20 protein-coding genes are annotated in these 17792 nt (G+C 63.9%); 15 read left to right on the top strand and 5 right to left on the bottom strand.

The window, feature by feature from the left end:
- Positions 1-5: 5 nt before the first annotated feature.
- Positions 6-2909 carry a Ti-type conjugative transfer relaxase TraA gene (traA, locus tag AC3WJI_RS07095; RefSeq protein ID WP_492756572.1) on the bottom strand — a complete coding sequence of 968 codons (2904 nt, stop codon included), beginning with the start codon at positions 2907-2909 and terminating at the stop codon, positions 6-8.
- 172 nt (positions 2910-3081) lie between these two features.
- Between traA and AC3WJI_RS07090 the strand changes: the two genes are divergently transcribed.
- From AC3WJI_RS07090 to AC3WJI_RS07070, 5 genes are all read left to right on the top strand, one after another.
- Positions 3082-3402 (top strand): conjugal transfer protein TraD, encoded by a 321-nt coding sequence (locus tag AC3WJI_RS07090; RefSeq protein WP_492756557.1) that lies wholly within the window; start codon positions 3082-3084, stop codon positions 3400-3402.
- Positions 3403-3421: 19 nt separating this feature from the next.
- Entirely contained in the window at positions 3422-3646 is a 225-nt protein-coding gene (locus AC3WJI_RS07085; RefSeq protein WP_492756556.1) for a conjugal transfer protein TraD, read from the top strand.
- Positions 3647-3922: 276 nt separating this feature from the next.
- A complete protein-coding gene (locus AC3WJI_RS07080) occupies positions 3923-4435 on the top strand; it encodes a DUF5946 family protein (RefSeq protein WP_492756555.1) in 513 nt (170 codons plus the stop codon).
- A gap of 151 nt (positions 4436-4586) precedes the next feature.
- Positions 4587-5201 (top strand): HAD-IA family hydrolase, encoded by a 615-nt coding sequence (locus AC3WJI_RS07075; protein ID WP_492756554.1) that lies wholly within the window; start codon positions 4587-4589, stop codon positions 5199-5201.
- 166 nt (positions 5202-5367) lie between these two features.
- Positions 5368-5700, top strand: coding sequence for a hypothetical protein (locus AC3WJI_RS07070; protein WP_492756553.1), 333 nt, complete (start codon positions 5368-5370; stop codon positions 5698-5700).
- A 230-nt stretch (positions 5701-5930) separates the two neighbouring features.
- On the opposite strand, the gene AC3WJI_RS07065 is transcribed toward AC3WJI_RS07070, so the two are convergent.
- The 3 genes from AC3WJI_RS07065 to AC3WJI_RS07055 form a co-directional block, all read right to left on the bottom strand.
- A complete protein-coding gene (locus tag AC3WJI_RS07065) occupies positions 5931-6854 on the bottom strand; it encodes a HEPN domain-containing protein (protein ID WP_492756552.1) in 924 nt (307 codons plus the stop codon).
- Between the two features lie 68 nt (positions 6855-6922).
- Positions 6923-7159, bottom strand: a complete 237-nt coding sequence (locus AC3WJI_RS07060; RefSeq protein ID WP_492756551.1) for a sigma factor-like helix-turn-helix DNA-binding protein — start codon at positions 7157-7159, stop codon at positions 6923-6925.
- Positions 7160-7214: 55 nt separating this feature from the next.
- Positions 7215-8939, bottom strand: coding sequence for a ParB/RepB/Spo0J family partition protein (locus AC3WJI_RS07055; protein WP_492756550.1), 1725 nt, complete (start codon positions 8937-8939; stop codon positions 7215-7217).
- A 756-nt stretch (positions 8940-9695) separates the two neighbouring features.
- Between AC3WJI_RS07055 and AC3WJI_RS07050 the strand changes: the two genes are divergently transcribed.
- Entirely contained in the window at positions 9696-9911 is a 216-nt protein-coding gene (locus AC3WJI_RS07050) for a helix-turn-helix transcriptional regulator (protein WP_492756549.1), read from the top strand.
- Between the two features lie 61 nt (positions 9912-9972).
- On the opposite strand, the gene AC3WJI_RS07045 is transcribed toward AC3WJI_RS07050, so the two are convergent.
- Positions 9973-10092: a DUF6771 family protein gene (locus AC3WJI_RS07045; protein ID WP_492756548.1), complete on the bottom strand. Its 120-nt coding sequence runs from the start codon at positions 10090-10092 to the stop codon at positions 9973-9975.
- A 270-nt stretch (positions 10093-10362) separates the two neighbouring features.
- Here AC3WJI_RS07045 and AC3WJI_RS07040 point away from each other — a divergent pair, with 270 nt between their 5' ends.
- The 9 genes from AC3WJI_RS07040 (at position 10363) to AC3WJI_RS07000 (ending at position 17784) form a co-directional block, all read left to right on the top strand.
- A complete protein-coding gene (locus tag AC3WJI_RS07040) occupies positions 10363-11271 on the top strand; it encodes a LysR family transcriptional regulator (protein WP_492756547.1) in 909 nt (302 codons plus the stop codon).
- 134 nt (positions 11272-11405) lie between these two features.
- On the top strand, positions 11406-12635 hold the full coding sequence (locus AC3WJI_RS07035) for an MFS transporter (protein ID WP_492756546.1): 1230 nt from the start codon (positions 11406-11408) through the stop codon (positions 12633-12635).
- A complete protein-coding gene (locus AC3WJI_RS07030; protein ID WP_492756545.1) occupies positions 12629-13117 on the top strand; it encodes a (R)-mandelonitrile lyase in 489 nt (162 codons plus the stop codon). Before AC3WJI_RS07035 ends, AC3WJI_RS07030 begins: the two co-directional genes overlap by 7 nt.
- Positions 13118-13121: 4 nt before the next feature.
- Complete coding sequence (locus AC3WJI_RS07025; RefSeq protein WP_492756544.1) at positions 13122-13376, top strand: tautomerase family protein; 255 nt, start codon at positions 13122-13124, stop codon at positions 13374-13376.
- Positions 13373-14257, top strand: coding sequence for an aldo/keto reductase (locus AC3WJI_RS07020; RefSeq protein ID WP_492756543.1), 885 nt, complete (start codon positions 13373-13375; stop codon positions 14255-14257). Before AC3WJI_RS07025 ends, AC3WJI_RS07020 begins: the two co-directional genes overlap by 4 nt.
- A 152-nt stretch (positions 14258-14409) precedes the next feature.
- Positions 14410-15300 (top strand): aldo/keto reductase, encoded by an 891-nt coding sequence (locus tag AC3WJI_RS07015; protein ID WP_492756542.1) that lies wholly within the window; start codon positions 14410-14412, stop codon positions 15298-15300.
- 115 nt (positions 15301-15415) lie between these two features.
- Positions 15416-16171: a carboxymuconolactone decarboxylase family protein gene (locus tag AC3WJI_RS07010; protein ID WP_492756541.1), complete on the top strand. Its 756-nt coding sequence runs from the start codon at positions 15416-15418 to the stop codon at positions 16169-16171.
- On the top strand, positions 16168-17355 hold the full coding sequence (locus AC3WJI_RS07005) for an arabinose transporter (RefSeq protein ID WP_492756540.1): 1188 nt from the start codon (positions 16168-16170) through the stop codon (positions 17353-17355). The genes AC3WJI_RS07010 and AC3WJI_RS07005 overlap by 4 nt, the downstream gene beginning before the upstream one ends.
- Positions 17356-17367: 12 nt before the next feature.
- A complete protein-coding gene (locus tag AC3WJI_RS07000; protein WP_492756539.1) occupies positions 17368-17784 on the top strand; it encodes a putative quinol monooxygenase in 417 nt (138 codons plus the stop codon).
- The last annotated feature ends 8 nt before the right edge of the window (positions 17785-17792 follow it).

The following is a 17792-nucleotide window of genomic DNA, read 5'->3' as shown; positions in this document are numbered from 1 at the left end:
AACGCCTACAGTCCGATCCCGCGGCTACGCGAGATGCCGAGCCAATCCTGGATGCTGTGGGATATCGAAGCCCCCTCCTTCGGCCGCATTCCGAGTTCGAGAAGCCGCTTTCGCACCAGCGACTCGGCCTGCGCATCACGCTCCAGGCTCTTGCCCATCGCGCTCATCTGGCTTCCGATCGCACGCGCGCCTGCATCGTCACCAACATTGCGAAACGCGCGATGCTGCTTTGCCAGCTTCTGCCAATCTTCGACGAAACGGTCCGCGCGCATCTGCGGGCTAGCCCGAACCTCTGCTTCAAGCATCATGGCCCGGATCGCGGTATTGGTGCGTCCTTGGGCAGCCGCCGCAACCAAGTCAGGCTCGCGCGCAAAGGCTGCGCGCAGATCGCGCGATGCTTCGGGCCGCGCAGCATCCAGCGCCTCGCGCGCCTTGTCATAGGCGATGCGTTGATGCGGCAACTCGGTGTGGCCCTCACCGCGCAAACGCAGGATGTCCGCCGCCGCGCGGGCGAAACGCTGCACGGCATTCTCCAAACTGACAGGCTGGGCAACGCGCGGGGGCTGCGTCGCGAGCCGCATACCCTCGAACACGCCTCGCGACGGCGCTGGCGATATTGGCCGCAGATCGAGCCCGGCGAACGGATCGCGTGATGGAGCGGGCTTGGCCTTGTCCGCCATCGGCGCCGGCAATTGGATCTGGCGCCGGTCGGCAAAGTCGCGGGTGTAGTCAGAGGCCATGTCCTTGGCGCGTTCGCGCGACAAGGTGCGAACCAGCTTCGACGGATCGGCGAAGTCGTCCCGGCCATAATGCAGGTCGACATGGTCGCGGTGCCGCGACAGCGCGACATAGGCCGCGTGCCGGTCGAGCCCAGGTGTTGCCAGCACATGCGTCCGATCGACGGTCACGCCCTGCACCTTGTGGATCGTGGCGGCATAGCCATGATCGATCTGGACGTAGTCCTTGAGATCGAAGGCGACCGAGCGACCATCGTCCAGCATCACGACCATGCGCCCGCTCGTCGCGTTCTCGACAATGCCAAGCGTACCGTTTTTCACGCCCATGCTGCGCTCATTCTTGAGGAACATGACCCGGTCGCCTGATGCAAAGGTCCGCTGTCCGCGCTCCGCACGAACTACGACATCGCCGCCGAGTTGCCCGGCAGCACGCAAACGCTCGCGTGCGGCCTGGTTGAGCGCCTGCACCTCATCATTGGTATGCGTGAGGATGATCCGCGTCGTTGCCGGCGCCGCGATACGATCGCGGTCCCAGCGATCGATCAGATCCGCGCGCGCCTGTTCGCGCGTTTCAGCCGCGTGAATGCGATCATGCTCGCCATAGGCTTGCAGCGCCTCGCCAGTTCTGCCGGTGGCGAGCTTGCGCGTCGCATCGCGCTGCCAGTCCTCGCGCTGCCGGCGAATGTCGGTGATCTCGACGCTGCCATATCGTTCGGCAATCGACCGGAATGCTGCACCGGCTTCGATCGCCTGCAACTGTTCGGGATCACCGACCAGCACGACCTTGGCGCCACGCTTCTCGGCCTCCGCAACCACCCACTCCATCTGCCGCGAGCCGATCATACCAGCCTCGTCGATCACCAGCACATGATCGCGGGTGAGTAGTTCGCGGTCCTGCGCCCACTGTTGCTCGATGCTGGCGATCGTGCGCGACGCGATGCCTGAACCACTCTCCAGATTCTCGGCGGCGATACCCGACAGCGCGAGCCCCTGGACCTGATAGCCAACCGCCTCCCAAGCTTCCCGCGCGACGCCCAGCATCGCGGATTTGCCTGTGCCGGCATAACCGACGACGATACAGAGGTCCTTGCCGCCGGTGATGTGCTCGAACGCCGACCGCTGCTCGGCGGAGAGCACGAGGCCGCGTCGCTCCGCACTGGTAGTCGCGCTATCTCTCGCTCGATCGGGAACGTGATGACGCTCTCGCTCCACCAGCACCTGCGTATTGCGCGCCAGCCGCTGTTCGGTCTCGATCATGTCGCGGCTGGTGAAGCGGTCTTCACCACGCCCATCCTTGCCCAGAGCAATCAGCTCGGGCGAGCCCCGCACGGCGGCCATGACACGGTCGAATTGGTCCTTCCCGTCGCTATGGCGGTGCGCGAACATCGCGAGGTCGCGCGTGGTGAATGTCGCCTGGCCGTGGGTGATCGCGTCGAGCGCGATCCGCGGCTCCGCGATGATCTTCGCGCCATTGGCACGCGCGATCTCGCGATGCTCGTCGACGCGTTCGAGTTCAAGCCCCTGCGCCGCCATGCGCGACGCCGCCGGTCCGATCTTGTGCTGCGGCTCAAGGTCGATGCCCTGCGCTTCCAGCGAGCGGTGATCCACTCGCGCATCGATATCGAGTTCGGCCAGGCGGGTGCTGACGTGTTCGGCCCAGCGCTCGCGCCATTTCTCCAACAGGTCGGTGCGGTTCCAGTCGCGGTTCTTCTTGCCGAACCCATCCTCCCCCACTTCGCGCAACGTCAGCATTACATGCGCGTGCGGCCGGGCCAGCCCGTCGGCACCTACATCCCAATGGACATTGAGGTCAGCGACCATGCCCCGATCGACAAACTCGCGCCGAACGAATTCTCTCGCGAGGTCAATCCCCATTTTTGGGGATAGCTCGCGCGGAATGGCGAACTCGACTTCACGGGCCAGTTGCGAGTCGATCCGCTTCTCGGCCGCCTCGACCGCATTCCAGAGCGCTTCGCGGTCGCCGAGATGCTCGGGCGCGCCCTCGGGCAGCAACACCTCGGAGTGGATGACGCCAGCCTTGTTAGAGAAGTCGTGATGCCGATCGAGACGCCGGTCGTGAAGCCGCGAGGCGGAGCGGTAGGCGGCAGCCGCCAGCGCGGACGAGCCGTTAGCGCGAGAGATGATCTTGGCCGAGAAGTGGTAGATCGCCATGGCGACCATACCAACTACACCTAACAAGCGACGTCGGCACGACGTATAAGCGCGCCCTCCAAAGAATTCATCTTTCTCGGGATTGCGTAATCCCATGAAGTTTCAGGGCGTTGTCGCTGATCGATAACAGCGATAACTGGTTGACCCTCATCATTCAAATGAGGATCGAGCAATGCGTAAACCCCGTGACTACGACTCAGAGCTTAAGGCGCTCAACGACAAGGCTCGGCAGCTTCGAGAACAAAAGCTGCGCCAACTGGGCGAGCTGGTGATCGCCAGTGGCGCCGACGCGCTGCCGATCGAGCAATTGGCCGGCGCGCTATTGAGCGCCGCCGACACCAAGGATGCTTCGACGAAGGAGGGCTGGCGCACGCGCGGCGCCACTTTCTTTCAGCGCGCGGCCGCACCTCGCAGCGGCACTGACGGCAATCGGCAGCGCGTTGCATCGGGCGACGGCGGCGCGCCACCGCCTGCAGGCCAGTATCGCGCGTGACGACAAGCGGGCCTGGGCGGTGAAGCGCCGCGAGCGCACGCGCCATCTGATCGAGCTTGGTGGCCTCGTTGTGAAAGCTGGCTTGGTGGAGCTGACCGACGATGATCGAGCGGTGCTGTTCGGGATCATGAGCGAGGCCGCCGCGACGCTGCGCAGCGAAAGTCGCGGCGACGCTCTGGCGCTGTGGCAACGGCGCGGCAAGCGCGCGTTCGCACTTGCCGCGACAGGCGATACGCCGTCATAGCGCAGAATGAGCGAAACTCTTCAGGCGAGAATTGCCGCCATCTTTTGCTCGGACGCCGGACTGGATTCGACAAGAGTTGCAGTCGAAGGAAGCCGGCACACGCGAACGCGCCGAGGAAGCGCTCGCCGTGATGATCGCCGCCGCACTCGGCGAAAGCAGCAGCAGCTAGGCCCGACTCATAAAAGCAGACTGTCAGCTGTCGCCCTAATAGCAGACGCCGACGGGTCCGGCTGGCTAGCCAGTTGCGGACGTAGCTTGCGCAGTTATGCTGACTGCATGGTTCAAGCAGCTCTGGAGATCTGCCCCGATTGCGGTGTGGCATTGCCGGCTCATTCCGGCGAGGCACATCCTTATTTCGGTGCGTCCGCATCATGCTGGGCCTTGTACGGACAGGTTCTGGCTCGCGAATACGCAAGCCCCGCGCTGATGAAAGTGCATCGCCTGACAGTCGACGCCTACGCGGCTCAACATCCCGGCAAGCCGGAACGGCGAGCCATCCAGTCCGTCTGGGTCCATCTCGCAGGCCTCTATCTTACGCTCGAGCGCGATCTTTCCCACGAGTTTGCACGCCGCGTGATCGGATCCCTTACACGCTCGTCGGCCTCGCTCGATTGGCTTGCGCCACCCGAACACCTTGGCCCCATCACAGTCGCACATGCCTTTCAGGCAAACGGCTCCGACGAGCATAGCGCGGCGATACGGCGTTGGGCGGAAAGCGTTTGGGCGGCCTGGCACCAGCATCACGAGGCGATCATTATGATCGCAGATCGTGCTGCGGCGGAGCTTTGACATTAGCGAATCGGCCCCGCTATCATTTCGACCACGACTCTTCCGTCCGCTCGCACCCGCCTCGAACGTTCGAGATCGGCAAAGCTGACTACGGATGCGGACGCCGATTGCGGACCTTGCTGATTATCGCGCCGCGTGGTGTGATCAGAGCATGCAGCGCAGGGCGATCATGGTCGATGTGGATGGCGTTCTCGTCACGCACCCGGATGAACGGGGGTGGAGCGCTAATTTGGAGCGCGACTTGGGCATACCAGCTGCGGCGCTGCAACGGTTCTTCTTTGAGCAGCACTGGGATGACGTGGTAAATGGGCGCGCTACACTGCGCGACCGTCTTGCGCCGTCCCTCGCAGAAATATCGCCTTTGGCAACTTGCGACGTCATCATTGACTACTGGTTTAGCAACGACGCGCACATCGCTCACCGCTTGCTCGCTGAACTTCAGGCACTGCGTTGCCAAGGCATCGAGGTCCACCTCGCGACGGTCCAGGAACATGAGCGGGCAGCTTATCTTTGGGACCGTCTTGACTTCCGCAGCAAGTTCGATGGTCTGCATTACTCCGCCGCGCTGGGCTGTTCAAAACCAGACCGGGCATTTTACCGATCCGTGGAAGCAGCCGTTAACCTCGCACCGGAGGCAATCTTCTTCATCGACGACAAGGTTCTCAACGTCGCTGGTGCGCGAGATTGCGGGTGGACGGCAGCTTTGTGGACCGGGCAGCAAACGCTGCGACAGCTGATGGATCAGCGGCGTTGGAGTGTCAGCTAGCCACCATCGTCGGCTAGTCAGCGGCGAGGCGGCCGACCCAAACGGCCTCGCCGCTAACGCCACAATTGCTGTCACCTGGAGTGTTGACTACGCAGCAAATGGACTGACGCGCTGCAAAGATGGGCCCTGAAGAGATGATGAACCACAAGCTGATAGAGGAGCCAAAATGATAGCGCTGGCGTTCATGCTAGTGTCGACGGGAACACCCCAAGGTTTCGTATCCGGGGTCGGCCTTAGCTCTTGTCGGGAAGCGTACGCGGAGGCGAGGTTGAGTCCTTTCGCCTATCAAGCCCTAGAGCGTTGGATCGTCGGCTTCTGGTCGGGGCTAAATTATGCGAACGGGTCCGCGGTGGGTGCCGCGGCGGTGCAGCACGACATGTTTGCTATCGGAAACGAAGTGGCTCGCGAGTGCATGGCCCATCCCGACGAGCCTGTCTTCAAGGCGGAGCTTCGCGTGTACGAGCGCTTCGAGGCTGCGGACCGCCGGGTGCCTAAGTGATCACTGAAAAGGAGCGAAGAGGTCGGGTTCGGGCGCGGTCCCAAGTCTGAACTCCGCTGGCAATTAAAGTGAATAGCGATGTCGCCTTTGCGCGGTGTGGCTTTGTGCGCGGAACGACGACAATTAGGGCGCTTAGCAGCCTTGCGTGCGCCGCTTTCCAAACGGCAGCTTCCCACCCAATCTCGGACATTCGGCCCTCGCGCCGATAGCTGCCGTTATGGTTTCACGACCTAGGCAGCCGCGCTACGCTTCAGCGCGGCGATGTGCTCTTCGCAGATTACCTGCACGGCTTGACCGAGCGCTTCGACCCGCTCGCCAAGCCACGCAAGTTCTTCTTCGGTGATCCGATAGTGCTTCGAGTAGCGCGCCTTCACATAGGCCTCTTTGAGCTTCTCGAAGCGCGAGCGATCGGGCTTGCTGTCGCGAGGCCATGCTTCGATCAAGCGCGGATCGATCCGTTCGCCCTGCGTACGGAGAAAGCCGAGGTTATGGGTGTGTGGCGTGTAGAAAGTGCAAACCAGCAGCACGCAGTGGTAGAGGCGCTCTGCCGTTTGATGGAGGTCGAACGCGGCATCCTTCAGGTTGCCCTGAGCGAGGTGGAATTTCGCGCCGTCGAACCGCTTACTCGCGCTCGGATACCAATCCTCGAAATACTCCCGCGCCATCGCCAGTGCCTGCTCGGGCGTCTTTGGCTTGGGCTGATGAAACTCGGTATCCTCGCTCTGGTAGAGCGCGATACCGTCCCGGGCGATATCCATGAAGAAATAGCGTCCGTGGGCCAGCCCATCGTTCACTTCGGCAAAGGTATGGACGATGAAATTGACCGGGGTCCGCAGCGTTTTGGTGATCGCCAGTTCTCGGTTGAGGCGCTCCTCGGCCGTAGCCCAGAATTCGATGCGGTCGGTCAGTTTGTCGTTGTTGACGATGACCAGCAGATCGAAGTCAGATTGATAGCCCTTGGCGGTGTGCGGTTCATCGACCCAGCCGCCACGCGCATAGCTGCCGTACAGGACGACCTTGAGGATGCGCGCGTTCTTCTTCCAATCCGAGGTCGCGATGGCGATCGCGTCGCCGAACTCCTCGAAGAGGATCTGGACGACGCGTTCCAGCTCGCGCTGCTTGGCCGGCGGGAGATGATCGATGTCGGTACGCATGTGCCGCGATCCTATCCGAGCAGGAGGCAAAAGAACAACCGCGCGGGGCAAGCCCGCGCGGCAGGAGGTCACCAGAAGCGCCACCAAGGACGCGGCGGCGCATCGACCATGCGGACGAAGTTGTACATCGCCCTGGCGAACAGCGCCTCGACTTCGGCGACGGTGATACCGAAGCGTTCCGCCACCGCGTAATAGTCGAGATCGTCGAACCGGATGGCACAGAATACGTCGCGCTGGTCGCGGGGAAGCTTGCGGATCGCGCGCCGCAGCCGACGCGCCAGCCGGGGATCGAGTTGGTCGGTCATGGGAAGTCTCCCGACACGAAGGAAGCTGGCGGCGCGGGGCCGCCAGCATGGAGGCTCAGGCCGCCTGACGCAGCGGCTCAGGGGTGACGGAGAGGCTCGTGACCTGCGCGGCGCGGGTGACGGTCGGCACCCCTCCCCGCCCGGTGTAGGCAGCGGGTGGGAACGCCATCCAGCGCGGCACCCAGCTTTCGACCTTGGCGCGGCCATTGCCGGTGAGGCAGTCGCGCACGATCCGGCGCTTGACCTTGCCGGTCGCCCCTTCGTTGGCCTTGGCCACGGTATCGCCCGCCACCTCGCGCAGCACCGCGCCGAGCACGTCACGATCCCGGATCATGTCGAGCAGCGTGTCGTCGGCCTGCCAGACCGTGGCCATGTCGGTGCCGAGCATCAGCCCCAGCACTTCGATCAGCGCGGAGCCAGCTTGCAGCGCCTCGGCCATCACGACCGCCGCCACGTCGAGCAAGGCAGGATCGGGAAGCTCGAGCAGGCGAAGGAACAGCCCGGCCACGCCGTGATCGCCGTCATAGCCGCCGGTGACGGTCGCGGCGTCCGCCTCGAAACCGAGCAGCGACAGCACGGCCTGCCGTTTCTCGGCGAACCGCGCCTCGGACGGACAGGCCCGCACGCTCTCGGCGACTTCGGGGCTCGCCGCGTGCTGGTCCTCGATCCGGACATTCCATAGCGGCGACCCGACAATGGCATGCGCCACCATCAGCCGCAGCGCGACCGAAGGGTGCCCGGCAAGATCGGCGCGCACCGCCGCGTGCCGGTGCAGATCGACGTAGTTGCGGATCGCAGAACTCGTCTCGGGCCGGACCGGCTTGTCTAGCACCTCAGCCATGTCCTGCTTCCTCGCCTCCTTGCGGGACAGATAGCCCTCATGGACGGTGACATCGCCGCGCGATCCGACTGCGACGAAGACCTTGCCGCCCTTGCGCTTCGGGCAGCGCTCATGCTCCCAGCTCTGGAACGCCTCGCCGGTCGGAAGCACGACCACCTCGCGCCACCCGGCTTCCCGATAGCTCTCGGCCTTGGCCTCGATGGCAGGCGTCTGCGCCGCCCAGAAGCTGGCGGCATCGGCGAAATAGCGCTCCTCGCCGAACAGGTCCGAAACGACCTCCCCGGAAAAATCGGCCACGTCGAACAGCGCTGCTCCCACCGGGATCGAAGCACCGCGGAACAGCCACGCCTTCAACGGGTGCCCGGTCGGGGTGTACGCCTCGGGATCGTCGAGCAGGACCAGCCAGTCGCGCTGCCGTGCCTTGGAAGCGAGCGTCAGATGCCGCACCGTCGCCACGTCGATCTCGCCCTTGCGGTACAGGCCCCGGATGCGCGGCAGCAGATTGCCCAGTGCCAGCGTCCGCTTCACCTGCAACTCGGTCAGCCCGAAGGTCAGTGCGATGTCCTCGGGCGTCCGCCCCTCGCGCACCAGCCGGGTGAAGCTCTCCCAGCGGGTCACCTCGTCGGCGTCCAGCCGCGCGACATTCTCGATCAGCGAGGCTTCCAGCGCCGCCGCATCGTCGCCCGCCGCCATGACCGCGCATGGCAACGGTTCGCGCTCCCCGCTCTCCTCCGCGACCGCCAGCGCCGCATGATAGCGCCGCTTGCCCGCCACCACCTCGAACCGGTCCTCCCCGTCCGATGGCCGCACGATCAGGGGCACGAGAATGCCCCGCGCCCGTACCGACGGCAGGATATTCGCGATGTCCGGCTTGCCCTTGGCGCGCATGTTCGCAGCCGAGACGCAGAGATTGGCGATATGGATGTGCCTGAGTTCCATCTTCCTTACTCCTCAACCACCGCAACCGGCGCCGGAATGGCGGGGTGGGCGGCAGGAGCGAACCGGCAGTCCCGCTTGAGCAGCGGGCCGCACCCGCAGGGCCGCAACGCAGTGGAGGACCTGGGCAGAGCCCAGGTTGCGGCATGCTGCGGCGGGGCTAGAGGGTAGCGACGCCCACCCCGCCAGTTCGAGTGCCGGAGGCCAACGCCGCCGCGCAACGCGCGGCGTCCGCAGCATGGCGCGCCAGCGCCGGCTCCGCAGGAGCCCATCGAAGACAGCTCTCTCGGATCCGGCCGGCCGTCGCGGCGGAGTGCGCGCGCAACGGTGCGCCAGCCGCCGCCGCGCCCTCCGGCCGGATCGAGTGTGCGACGCGGACAACAACAGGCGCTGCGGTCCCTGGCGGCTTCACAGAAGTCCGCCAGCGCACGCTCACTATTTATCGCGTTCCGTTGGCCGGCGCCTGCCGGCAGGATTGCTCCACCGGAGCGTTGCAACGTCAGCGATCGTCACCCGGATGGGCCGAGACGCATCGCGACTCGGCGCCGCGTTTCGCGGCGTAGAGCGCGGTCACGCGGAGCGTGAGACGCCCTGAGATCTCCTTCCTAAACCACTGAATCTACGCTGCTGTACGTTTGTGCACGCTTGGCGCGCATTGGCGCCCACTGACACTCCTAGGCCTCTTGCGCAGTCGCCAGCCCGCGCGCAGCCTTTCCGAGGGAGCACCACCACGCCGCACAAAAGCCCAAGGTGATAGCCATGCCAACCGACACTCAGGAACGTATCCTCCGGATCAAGACCGTCCTCGAACGCACCGGCCTCAGCCGGGCGACGCTGTACCGCAAGATGCAGACGGGCAGCTTTCCCCCAAGCATCAAGATCAGCACCCGCTGCGCCGGATGGTATGAGTCCGCGATCAACGCCTGGCTACACAATCCGAGATTCTATTCGGTGGACGACCAGCCCAGTCGCTAGAACCCAAGGCGAAACTGATCGACGGCCCCTGCGACGCGTGGCTCTTCGAGACGTCGTGCGATCATAGTCGCGAGTTTCGGTCGCGCTCACGCATCCCGGGGGTCGGCGCGGTGATACCAACGCGCACCCATCCCGGCGCCTCCTGAATTGCCTCGACGACAGCGGTTGCTTGATGGTCCACGACACGCAGCTCCTCAGAATCGATACAGACCGGAGCTACAGAATCGGCGATGTTCTACCTATGTTCCGCCGAAGCTCATTGCGACGCAATGGCGATCGCTGACAGATCCGGCTCGGCGTCGAGCTCCGAGCAAGGAACCCTCATATCCGGTCTAGCTGGCACTCGCGGCAACGCGGACTATTGAGGAAGCGTAGAGATCATTCGCCCCGTGGGCGTTGAGCGCGGCTCACTAAACTTGCGTAGAGGCGGATGTGGCTGCAGAGTTGGCGAATGCGCATTAGCCGTACCGACCTCGCGGATTACGCATATTTCCTTGCCATCGCAAAGCATCGTAGCTTTCGACGCGCGGGTATTGAGCTGGGCGTCAGCGCGTCGGCGCTCAGCCACTCCCTCAAAGGCCTGGAGGCGCGGACAGGCGTGCGCCTTCTCAATCGAACGAGCCGTAGCGTCACGTTGACCGCTGCAGGGGAGCAGCTTCGCGCGGAACTAGCCGATCCATTTGAAGCAATCGGCATCGCGGTGGATGGCTTGAATCGCTATCGCGACGAGCCGGCCGGTCGCATCAGCTTAAACGTCATGGAACAGGCCAGTTCCCTTCTGCTCGGGCCGGTATTGCCGGTGTTCGTGGAGCGCTATCCTGGGATCGCAGTCGATGTCACGGTCACAAATCACCTTGTCGACGTCGTCGCGCAAGGTGCGGATGCCGGCATTCGCTGGGGCGGGACGGTGCCAGAGGACATGATCGCACAGCGGCTATCGGGCGACATACGCTGGGTGATCGTAGGCGCGCCAGCATACATCGACCGACATGGCACGCCGGCACATCCACGAGATCTGGCAAATCACCACTGCCTCCGGCTTCGACTGGGTGACGACAGCATCTATCATTGGGAGTTCGAGAAAGACGGCGATGAAATCGCGATCGACGTGCCAGGGGCCATCACCCTGGACGAAACTCAGTTCGCGCTGACGCTGGCCTTGGCCGGCACTGGGTTCGCATATTTGCCCGAGCCCGTCGTGGCACCCCTAGTAGCTGTCGGCCGACTGCGCCTCGTCCTGGAAGACTGGGCGGCCATGGGCTCCGGATTTCACATCTATTATCCCGGCCGTCGCCAGCTTCCAATGGGGCTGCGGTTGTTGATCGACCTTATCCGCGAGCTGCGGCCGCTAGGGCTGTGATCGACAGGCGATCGATGAGGAACGCTCATCGCTTCATCGCATAGACTTCGGGTAATCCGCCTGGCCTTGAGAGCCTACATCCGTTGGGTCGACCCCGGGGCCATCTTGTCCGCGGCATCGCACGGAGGCCCTGCGTGGCGCAAATTGCTGTCCTCGATCAACCGGAGACCATCGCCGGTCCGCTTACCGAAGTACGGACCGGCTGGAGTGCGGTGCTTGCGCTTACGCTGTGCGTTTCGACGCTGATCGCGTCGGAGTTCATGCCGGTCAGTATTCTCACGCCGATCGCATCGGACCTTAATTTGAGCGAGGGCGCGGCAGGCCAGGCCATCGCCATCTCAGGCCTATTCGCGGTGCTGACCAGCCTGTCGATTCCCAGCATAACGCGCGGTATCGATCGTCGTAAATTGCTGCTGGGTCTCACCCTCGTCATGCTCCTGTCTGGCCTGACAGTAGCCCTGGCGCCGAACTATCTCGTGTTCATGATCGGGCGAGCCCTGATCGGCATCGTCGTCGGGGGCTTCTGGGCCATTTCGGCTGCAACTGTGATGCGGCTGGTGCCCAAACATCAGGTGCCGCGTGCACTTGGAGTGCTGAATGGAGGCAACGCCCTCGCGACCACTGTCGCTGCGCCACTTGGCAGCTTCCTGGGCCAGTATATCGGCTGGCGCGGCGCGTTCTTCATCGTGGTGCCGCTCGCTGTCCTCACATTTGCGTGGCAGTGGCTGACGCTACCGGCGATGCCGTCCGACCGGGCAAATAGCGCAAGCGCGCTCGGCATGCTGCGGCGCTCGACTACACGGATCGGTGCTGCGGCCGTTGCGATGCTATTCGCGGGCCAGTTCGCGCTTTTCACCTACGTCCGACCGTTCCTCGAGGGCGCGACACAACTCGGCGTTTCAACACTGTCGATCGTGCTTCTGCTGATGGGCGCCGGCGGACTGCTCGGCACCTGGCTCTTCGGCCGCCTCGTCATGCGCAGCCTGCCTGCAACGCTCATCATGGCGCCCGTCGCGCTCGCGATGATCGCCTGCGCTTTGGTGATCGTCGGCTCGCGTCCTGTTCCTGCTGCAGTCCTGCTGACGCTGTGGGGTGTCGTCGGCACCGGTGCGCCAGTGGCATGGTGGACCTGGGTCGCACGCCGATTTCCGAACGATGCCGAGGCTGGCGGCGGATTACTGGTGGCCGTGGTTCAACTCGCGATCACGTTGGGCGCCTCGGCTGGCGGGCTTCTGTTCGACGCGGGCGGATATCGCGCAACATTCCTGACCAGCGCCGCCCTGCTCGTCATCGGTGCGCTGCTGGCCGCGCTGGATGCTCGAATGGCCAATGCGGCGCCGACCGGAGCGACCACGCCATGCTGACCGTTTTTATCGCGGCGTTCGCCATCATGGGGCCGAACGTCCCTGCCCCCACACCTGAGAGGAACCAAGACATGGAAATCACGCGCAAGGAAGACATGAAGACGGTCGATGGTCCCGCCGACTATTTCACTGGCAAGGTCACCGTCACCGGTCAGTTCCAGCGCCCCGACCCGTCACGCGTCAGTGGCGCGATCGTACGCTTCGAGCCGGGCGCGCGCACTGCCTGGCACAGCCACCCGGCAGGCCAGACGCTCATCGTTACCGAGGGGGTCGGCTGGACCCAGGTCCAAGGCGGCCCGAAGCTTGAATTCCATGCCGGCGACATCCTGTGGTGCCCAGCCGAGCACAAGCATTGGCACGGCGCCACACCCCACAATGCCATGACCCACATAGCGATCCAAGAGAGTGTCAATGGCGCAAACGTGACCTGGATGGAGAAGGTGACGGACGAGGAATATCTCGCTCCGGTCGGCCACGAGTGACCCCGTGCCGCACGTGATCGTGAAACTATGGCCGGGCAAGACCGAAGCGCAGAAGCTGAAACTCTCGGACGCCATCGTCCGGGAAGTCATGGCCATCCTGCAATATGGCGAAGAAGCCGTCTCGGTCGGCTTCGAGGAAGTGCCCGCGTCCCGGTGGTCGGACCATGTCTATGGCCCCGACATCCAGGACCGATGGGAACTGCTCACCAAGCGACCCGGCTACGGGCGCGAAACGCTAAATCGAATGGCCAGCACATGATCCTCGATGAGACTTTTACCCTGACGAACGGGGTGCGCATTCCGAAGCTGGGCTTTGGAACATGGATGATCCCTGACGGCGATGCCGCACGCGCGGTGCGCGGCGCGATCGAAACCGGCTATCGCCACATCGATACGGCCCAGGCATATGCCAACGAGCAAGGCGTCGGCGAAGGCCTGCGTCGTAGCGGCGTTCCCCGCGATCGACTCTTCGTCACGACCAAGCTAGCGGCCGAAAGCAAGAGCTACCCCGACGCCAAAGAGCGTATCGATGACTCGCTGCGAGCGCTCGGGCTCGATCATATCGACCTCATGCTTATCCACAGTCCACAGCCCTGGGCCGAGTTCCGGGAAGGCGACCGCTATTTCGACGGCAATCTGCAGGCATGGCGCGCCCTTGAAGAGGCGCACCAGGCCGGCAAGCTCCGAGCGATTGGCGTATCCAACTTCGAGCGGCCCGACCTCGACAATCTGCTCATCAACGGCAGCGTGAAGCCGCTGGTCAATCAGATACTGGCCCATGTCGGAAACACGCCGTTCGACCTGATCGAATATTCGCGCTCCAAGGGAATTCTGGTCGAAGCTTATTCGCCGGTCGCGCACGGCGCAGTCCTGAGCGATGCCGGACTGGGCGCAATCGCCACGCGATATGGTGTCAGCATCGCGCAGCTCTGTATTCGCTATTGCCTGCAGCTCGGTCTGCTGCCGCTGCCCAAGACGCTGAACCCGGCGCACATGCGCGACAACGCTGCTGTCGATTTCGTGATTTCCGACGCGGACATGGACGCCTTGAAAGGCGTCCGAGGCAGCACCGACTATGGTGAGGCGAGCAAATTCCCCGTCTTCGGCAAGAAGCGGCAAGCGGAGCATCCGACGACCTAACTCTTTCATCGCAGCGCGGGCGATCGCGCGCAACAATCACGGGAGCCTATCAGATGGATTATAAGCATCTTGGCCGCACGGGGCTGAAGGTCAGTCGCCTCGCCCTCGGCACGATGAACTTCGGAGAGCTGACCGACGAGGCGACCAGCTTCGTGATCATGGACGAGGCGCGGGAGGCCGGCATCAACTTCTTCGATTCCGCCGACGTCTACGGCGGCCCACAAAAGCCCGACATGGAGAAGGGCTACGGTATCTCCGAAGAAATCATCGGCAGCTGGTTGGCGCAGGATGCCAGCCGCCGTGATCGGATCGTGTTGGCAACCAAGGTCTATCAGCCGATGGAGACCGGTCCGAATGACAAGTATTTGTCGGCCTACCACATCCGCCGTGCGTGCGAGGCGAGCCTCCGGCGGCTCAAGACCGACCATATCGACCTCTACCAGATGCATCATGTCGACCGGGAGACGCCCTGGGAGGAGATCTGGCAGGCGATGGAGCAACTGATCCGCGAGGGTAAGATCACCTATGTCGGATCTTCGAACTTCGCGGGCTGGGACATCGCGACTGCCCAAATGACGGCGCGGTCGCGCCACACCCTCGGCCTGGCTTCGGAGCAGAGCCTCTATAATCTTACCCAGCGGACGATCGAGCTGGAGGTTATTCCGGCACTGCGGCACTTCGGCATTGGTCTCATTCCTTGGAGTCCGATCGGAAAGGGCCTTCTTGGCGGCGCGCTGCGCAAGATCGAAAACGGTCGTCGCGCCTCACCGCAGATCCAGCGGCAGATCGAGGCCAAGCGGCCGCAGATCGAAGCGTATGAGGCGCTGTGCGATGCGCTTGGTGAAGCGCCGGCTGATGTGGCGCTCGCATGGCTGCTCCATAATCCAGTCGTCACGGCGGCGATCAGCGGCCCTCGGACCGTCGATCAACTCCGCGAAAACCTCAAGGCACCGACGCTCCGCCTCTCGGGCGAAACGCTCAAGGCGCTCGATGAGATCTGGCCCGGACCCGGCGGCGAGGCGCCCGTTTCCTATGCCTGGTAATCCGCCCCGGCTGCCCACCACTGTGGTCCGCAATGGTCGAGCTGCGCGACGTCTCGCCGCGGCCGCGATCAGCTTCGTAAAAACCTCTTCGCTTATTATCGCAGGAGTCATTGTCATGACCGCATCCACTGCCAACGCCCAGCAGCCAAATGTGGCTGGCCGCCGGTTTTCTCCCGAGCAGGTTCGCGCCGTCGCGCCAGCGTTGGAGAGGTATACGCAGGATCGTCTCTACGACGACGTCTGGAAAAGGCCCGGCCTCAACCGACGCGACCGCAGCCTCGTCACTATCGCGGCGTTGATCGCGCGCGGTCAGGCCGGCGCGCTGACCTATTACGCGGATCAGGCACTCGAGAACGGTGTCAAACCGCGCGAGATTTCCGAGACGATCACGCACCTCGCTTATTATTCCGGCTGGGGTAATGCGATGGCCGCTGTCGGGCCTGTGGGCGAGGTGTTCGCCAAGCGTGGGATCGGGTCGGACCAGCTTCCGGCCGAGGAGCCGCAGCCGTTGCCGCTGAACGAAGCCGCCGAGGCACAGCGAGCCAGGAACGTCGGCGAGCAGTTTGGCTCCGTCGCCCCGGCGCTGGTCGAATACACGACCGATTATCTCTTCCGAGATCTTTGGCTGCGTCCCGATCTGGCGCCGCGGGACCGTAGCCTGATCACCGTCGCGGCTCTGATCGCCTCCGGACAGGTCGCCCAAATCACCTTCCACCTGAACCGGGCGATGGACAATGGTCTGACTGAGGAGCAGGCCGCCGAGGTCATCACGCATCTCGCTTTCTACGCGGGCTGGCCCAACGCCATGTCGGCGCTGCCGGTCGCTAAGGAAGTGTTCGCTAAGCGCGCACAGGCCGGCGGAACGAAGTGACGGCGCTGGCGCTCGAACCACCCCCGAGCAGGCACGCGCCGATACTTTCCATCGCGCCGATTGCCGCGGTTGTGTTCAGCGCCTTCTTCGTTTTCGGACTGGCGCTGCCCGTGCTGCCCCTCCACGTCCACGACGGTCTCCGCATGAGCCCGTTCGTGGTCGGGCTGGTCGCGGGCGCCCAGTTCGCTGCCGCGCTCGTCTCACGCCTATGGGCGGGTCGGATCACCGACACACGCGGACCTAAGCGTGCCGTGCTTATCGGTCTCTGCGCCGCCGTGGCGGGTGCCGCGTGCTACCTATTGTCTCTCACGCTAATGCAGCGACCCTCCGTGTCAGTCGCCGTGCTTCTCTGCGGTCGCGTCCTGACCGGCGGGGCAGAAAGCCTGATCATCACGGGCGCCATGCTATGGGGGCTGGGACGCGTTCCGGCCGAGCGCTCGGCCCAGGTGATCGCCTGGACCGGAATGGCAATGTTCGCGGCGATGGCGATCGCAGCGCCAGTTGGCAGCGCTCTCTTCGCTAGGTTCGGTTTCGTCGGCATTGCGCTTGGCAGCGCAATAATCCCTTTGGTCAGTTTGGCGCTGATCGCCCCGGTCCGACCGCTCGCCCCGGCCGCGTCTGCTAGATCGTCCCTGTCTTCAGTGCTGGGCAAGGTGCTCCTGCCCGGCCTCGGATTTGCGCTCAGCGGCATCACTTTCGGCGCCGCGACGGCGTTCCTAACACTCTACTTCGCTGTCGAGGGGTGGCCGGACGGCGCACTCGCTTTCACCACATTCGCCGTGGCCCTCATCGTCACCCGGGTCGTCGCGGGCCATCTCCCCGACCGCTTCGGCGGGGCGCGCGTCGCCGTGTACTCCTTGGCCGTTCAGGCAGTTGGACTGGCCCTCATCGGAATAGCCAGCGCGGGGTGGATTGCCATCATCGGCGCTGCGGTGTCGGGCGCGGGTTTCTCGCTGGTGTTCCCGGCTTTGGGATTGGAGGCTGTCCGACGCGTGCCGCCGGCCAGCCGTGGAATGGCGATGGGAACTTACAATGCGTTCCTCGACTTGACGCTCGGCGTGGGAAGTCCACTCCTCGGCCTGCTTGCCGGACACATCGGCATCTTTGCGGTATTCTATGCAAGCGCGGTCGCGGCTGTGCTGGCGATTCCCGTGGCGCTCCACCTGCTGAAGCGCGGCGGTTAGGGAGTGCGAATTATGAGGACGATCCTGATGGCCGTTTCCGCCACGATCCTGTCACCCTCTGCCGGTGACGCGAACCCTGCAGGCGATCCGCCGATGGTTCGGATCGCGGAGATCGAAGTCGATTCCGCTCAGCTAGAGGCTTACAAGGTTCTCTTGGCAGAAGAACAGGAAGCTTCTGTACGGCTCGAACCGGGGGTGCTGATGCTTCACTCGGTCGCCATTACCGAGCATCCCACTCAAATCCGCCTGCTCGAGGTCTACGCAAACCGCAGTGCTTACGAGGCCCACATCAGGTCACCGCACTTCGTGAAGTACAAGACTTCCACCGAACGCATGGTGAAGTCGCTGAAGCTTATCGCGACGACGCCGATCTTGCTTTGCGCGAAGTCGCAGGGCGAAGCCGCGAATCCCGACTTTGCGTGCCGTTGAGTGTGGTG

This window comes from Sphingomonas sp. FW306-1B-B10E (assembly GCF_058782005.1).
This window is presented reverse-complemented; position numbering and strand designations above follow the sequence as displayed.

What these genes read in the sequence shown, in the direction of transcription:
- traA (WP_492756572.1), bottom strand. Translation starts at nt 2,909, where the DNA reads ATGGCGATCTACCACTTCTCGGCCAAGATCATCTCTCGCGCTAACGGC.
- AC3WJI_RS07090 (WP_492756557.1), top strand. Translation starts at nt 3,082, where the DNA reads ATGCGTAAACCCCGTGACTACGACTCAGAGCTTAAGGCGCTCAACGAC.
- AC3WJI_RS07080 (WP_492756555.1), top strand. Translation starts at nt 3,923, where the DNA reads ATGGTTCAAGCAGCTCTGGAGATCTGCCCCGATTGCGGTGTGGCATTG.
- AC3WJI_RS07075 (WP_492756554.1), top strand. Translation starts at nt 4,587, where the DNA reads ATGCAGCGCAGGGCGATCATGGTCGATGTGGATGGCGTTCTCGTCACG.
- AC3WJI_RS07070 (WP_492756553.1), top strand. Translation starts at nt 5,368, where the DNA reads ATGATAGCGCTGGCGTTCATGCTAGTGTCGACGGGAACACCCCAAGGT.
- AC3WJI_RS07065 (WP_492756552.1), bottom strand. Translation starts at nt 6,854, where the DNA reads ATGCGTACCGACATCGATCATCTCCCGCCGGCCAAGCAGCGCGAGCTG.
- AC3WJI_RS07060 (WP_492756551.1), bottom strand. Translation starts at nt 7,159, where the DNA reads ATGACCGACCAACTCGATCCCCGGCTGGCGCGTCGGCTGCGGCGCGCG.
- AC3WJI_RS07055 (WP_492756550.1), bottom strand. Translation starts at nt 8,939, where the DNA reads ATGGAACTCAGGCACATCCATATCGCCAATCTCTGCGTCTCGGCTGCG.
- AC3WJI_RS07050 (WP_492756549.1), top strand. Translation starts at nt 9,696, where the DNA reads ATGCCAACCGACACTCAGGAACGTATCCTCCGGATCAAGACCGTCCTC.
- AC3WJI_RS07040 (WP_492756547.1), top strand. Translation starts at nt 10,363, where the DNA reads ATGCGCATTAGCCGTACCGACCTCGCGGATTACGCATATTTCCTTGCC.
- AC3WJI_RS07030 (WP_492756545.1), top strand. Translation starts at nt 12,629, where the DNA reads ATGCTGACCGTTTTTATCGCGGCGTTCGCCATCATGGGGCCGAACGTC.
- AC3WJI_RS07020 (WP_492756543.1), top strand. Translation starts at nt 13,373, where the DNA reads ATGATCCTCGATGAGACTTTTACCCTGACGAACGGGGTGCGCATTCCG.
- AC3WJI_RS07010 (WP_492756541.1), top strand. Translation starts at nt 15,416, where the DNA reads ATGACCGCATCCACTGCCAACGCCCAGCAGCCAAATGTGGCTGGCCGC.
- AC3WJI_RS07000 (WP_492756539.1), top strand. Translation starts at nt 17,368, where the DNA reads ATGAGGACGATCCTGATGGCCGTTTCCGCCACGATCCTGTCACCCTCT.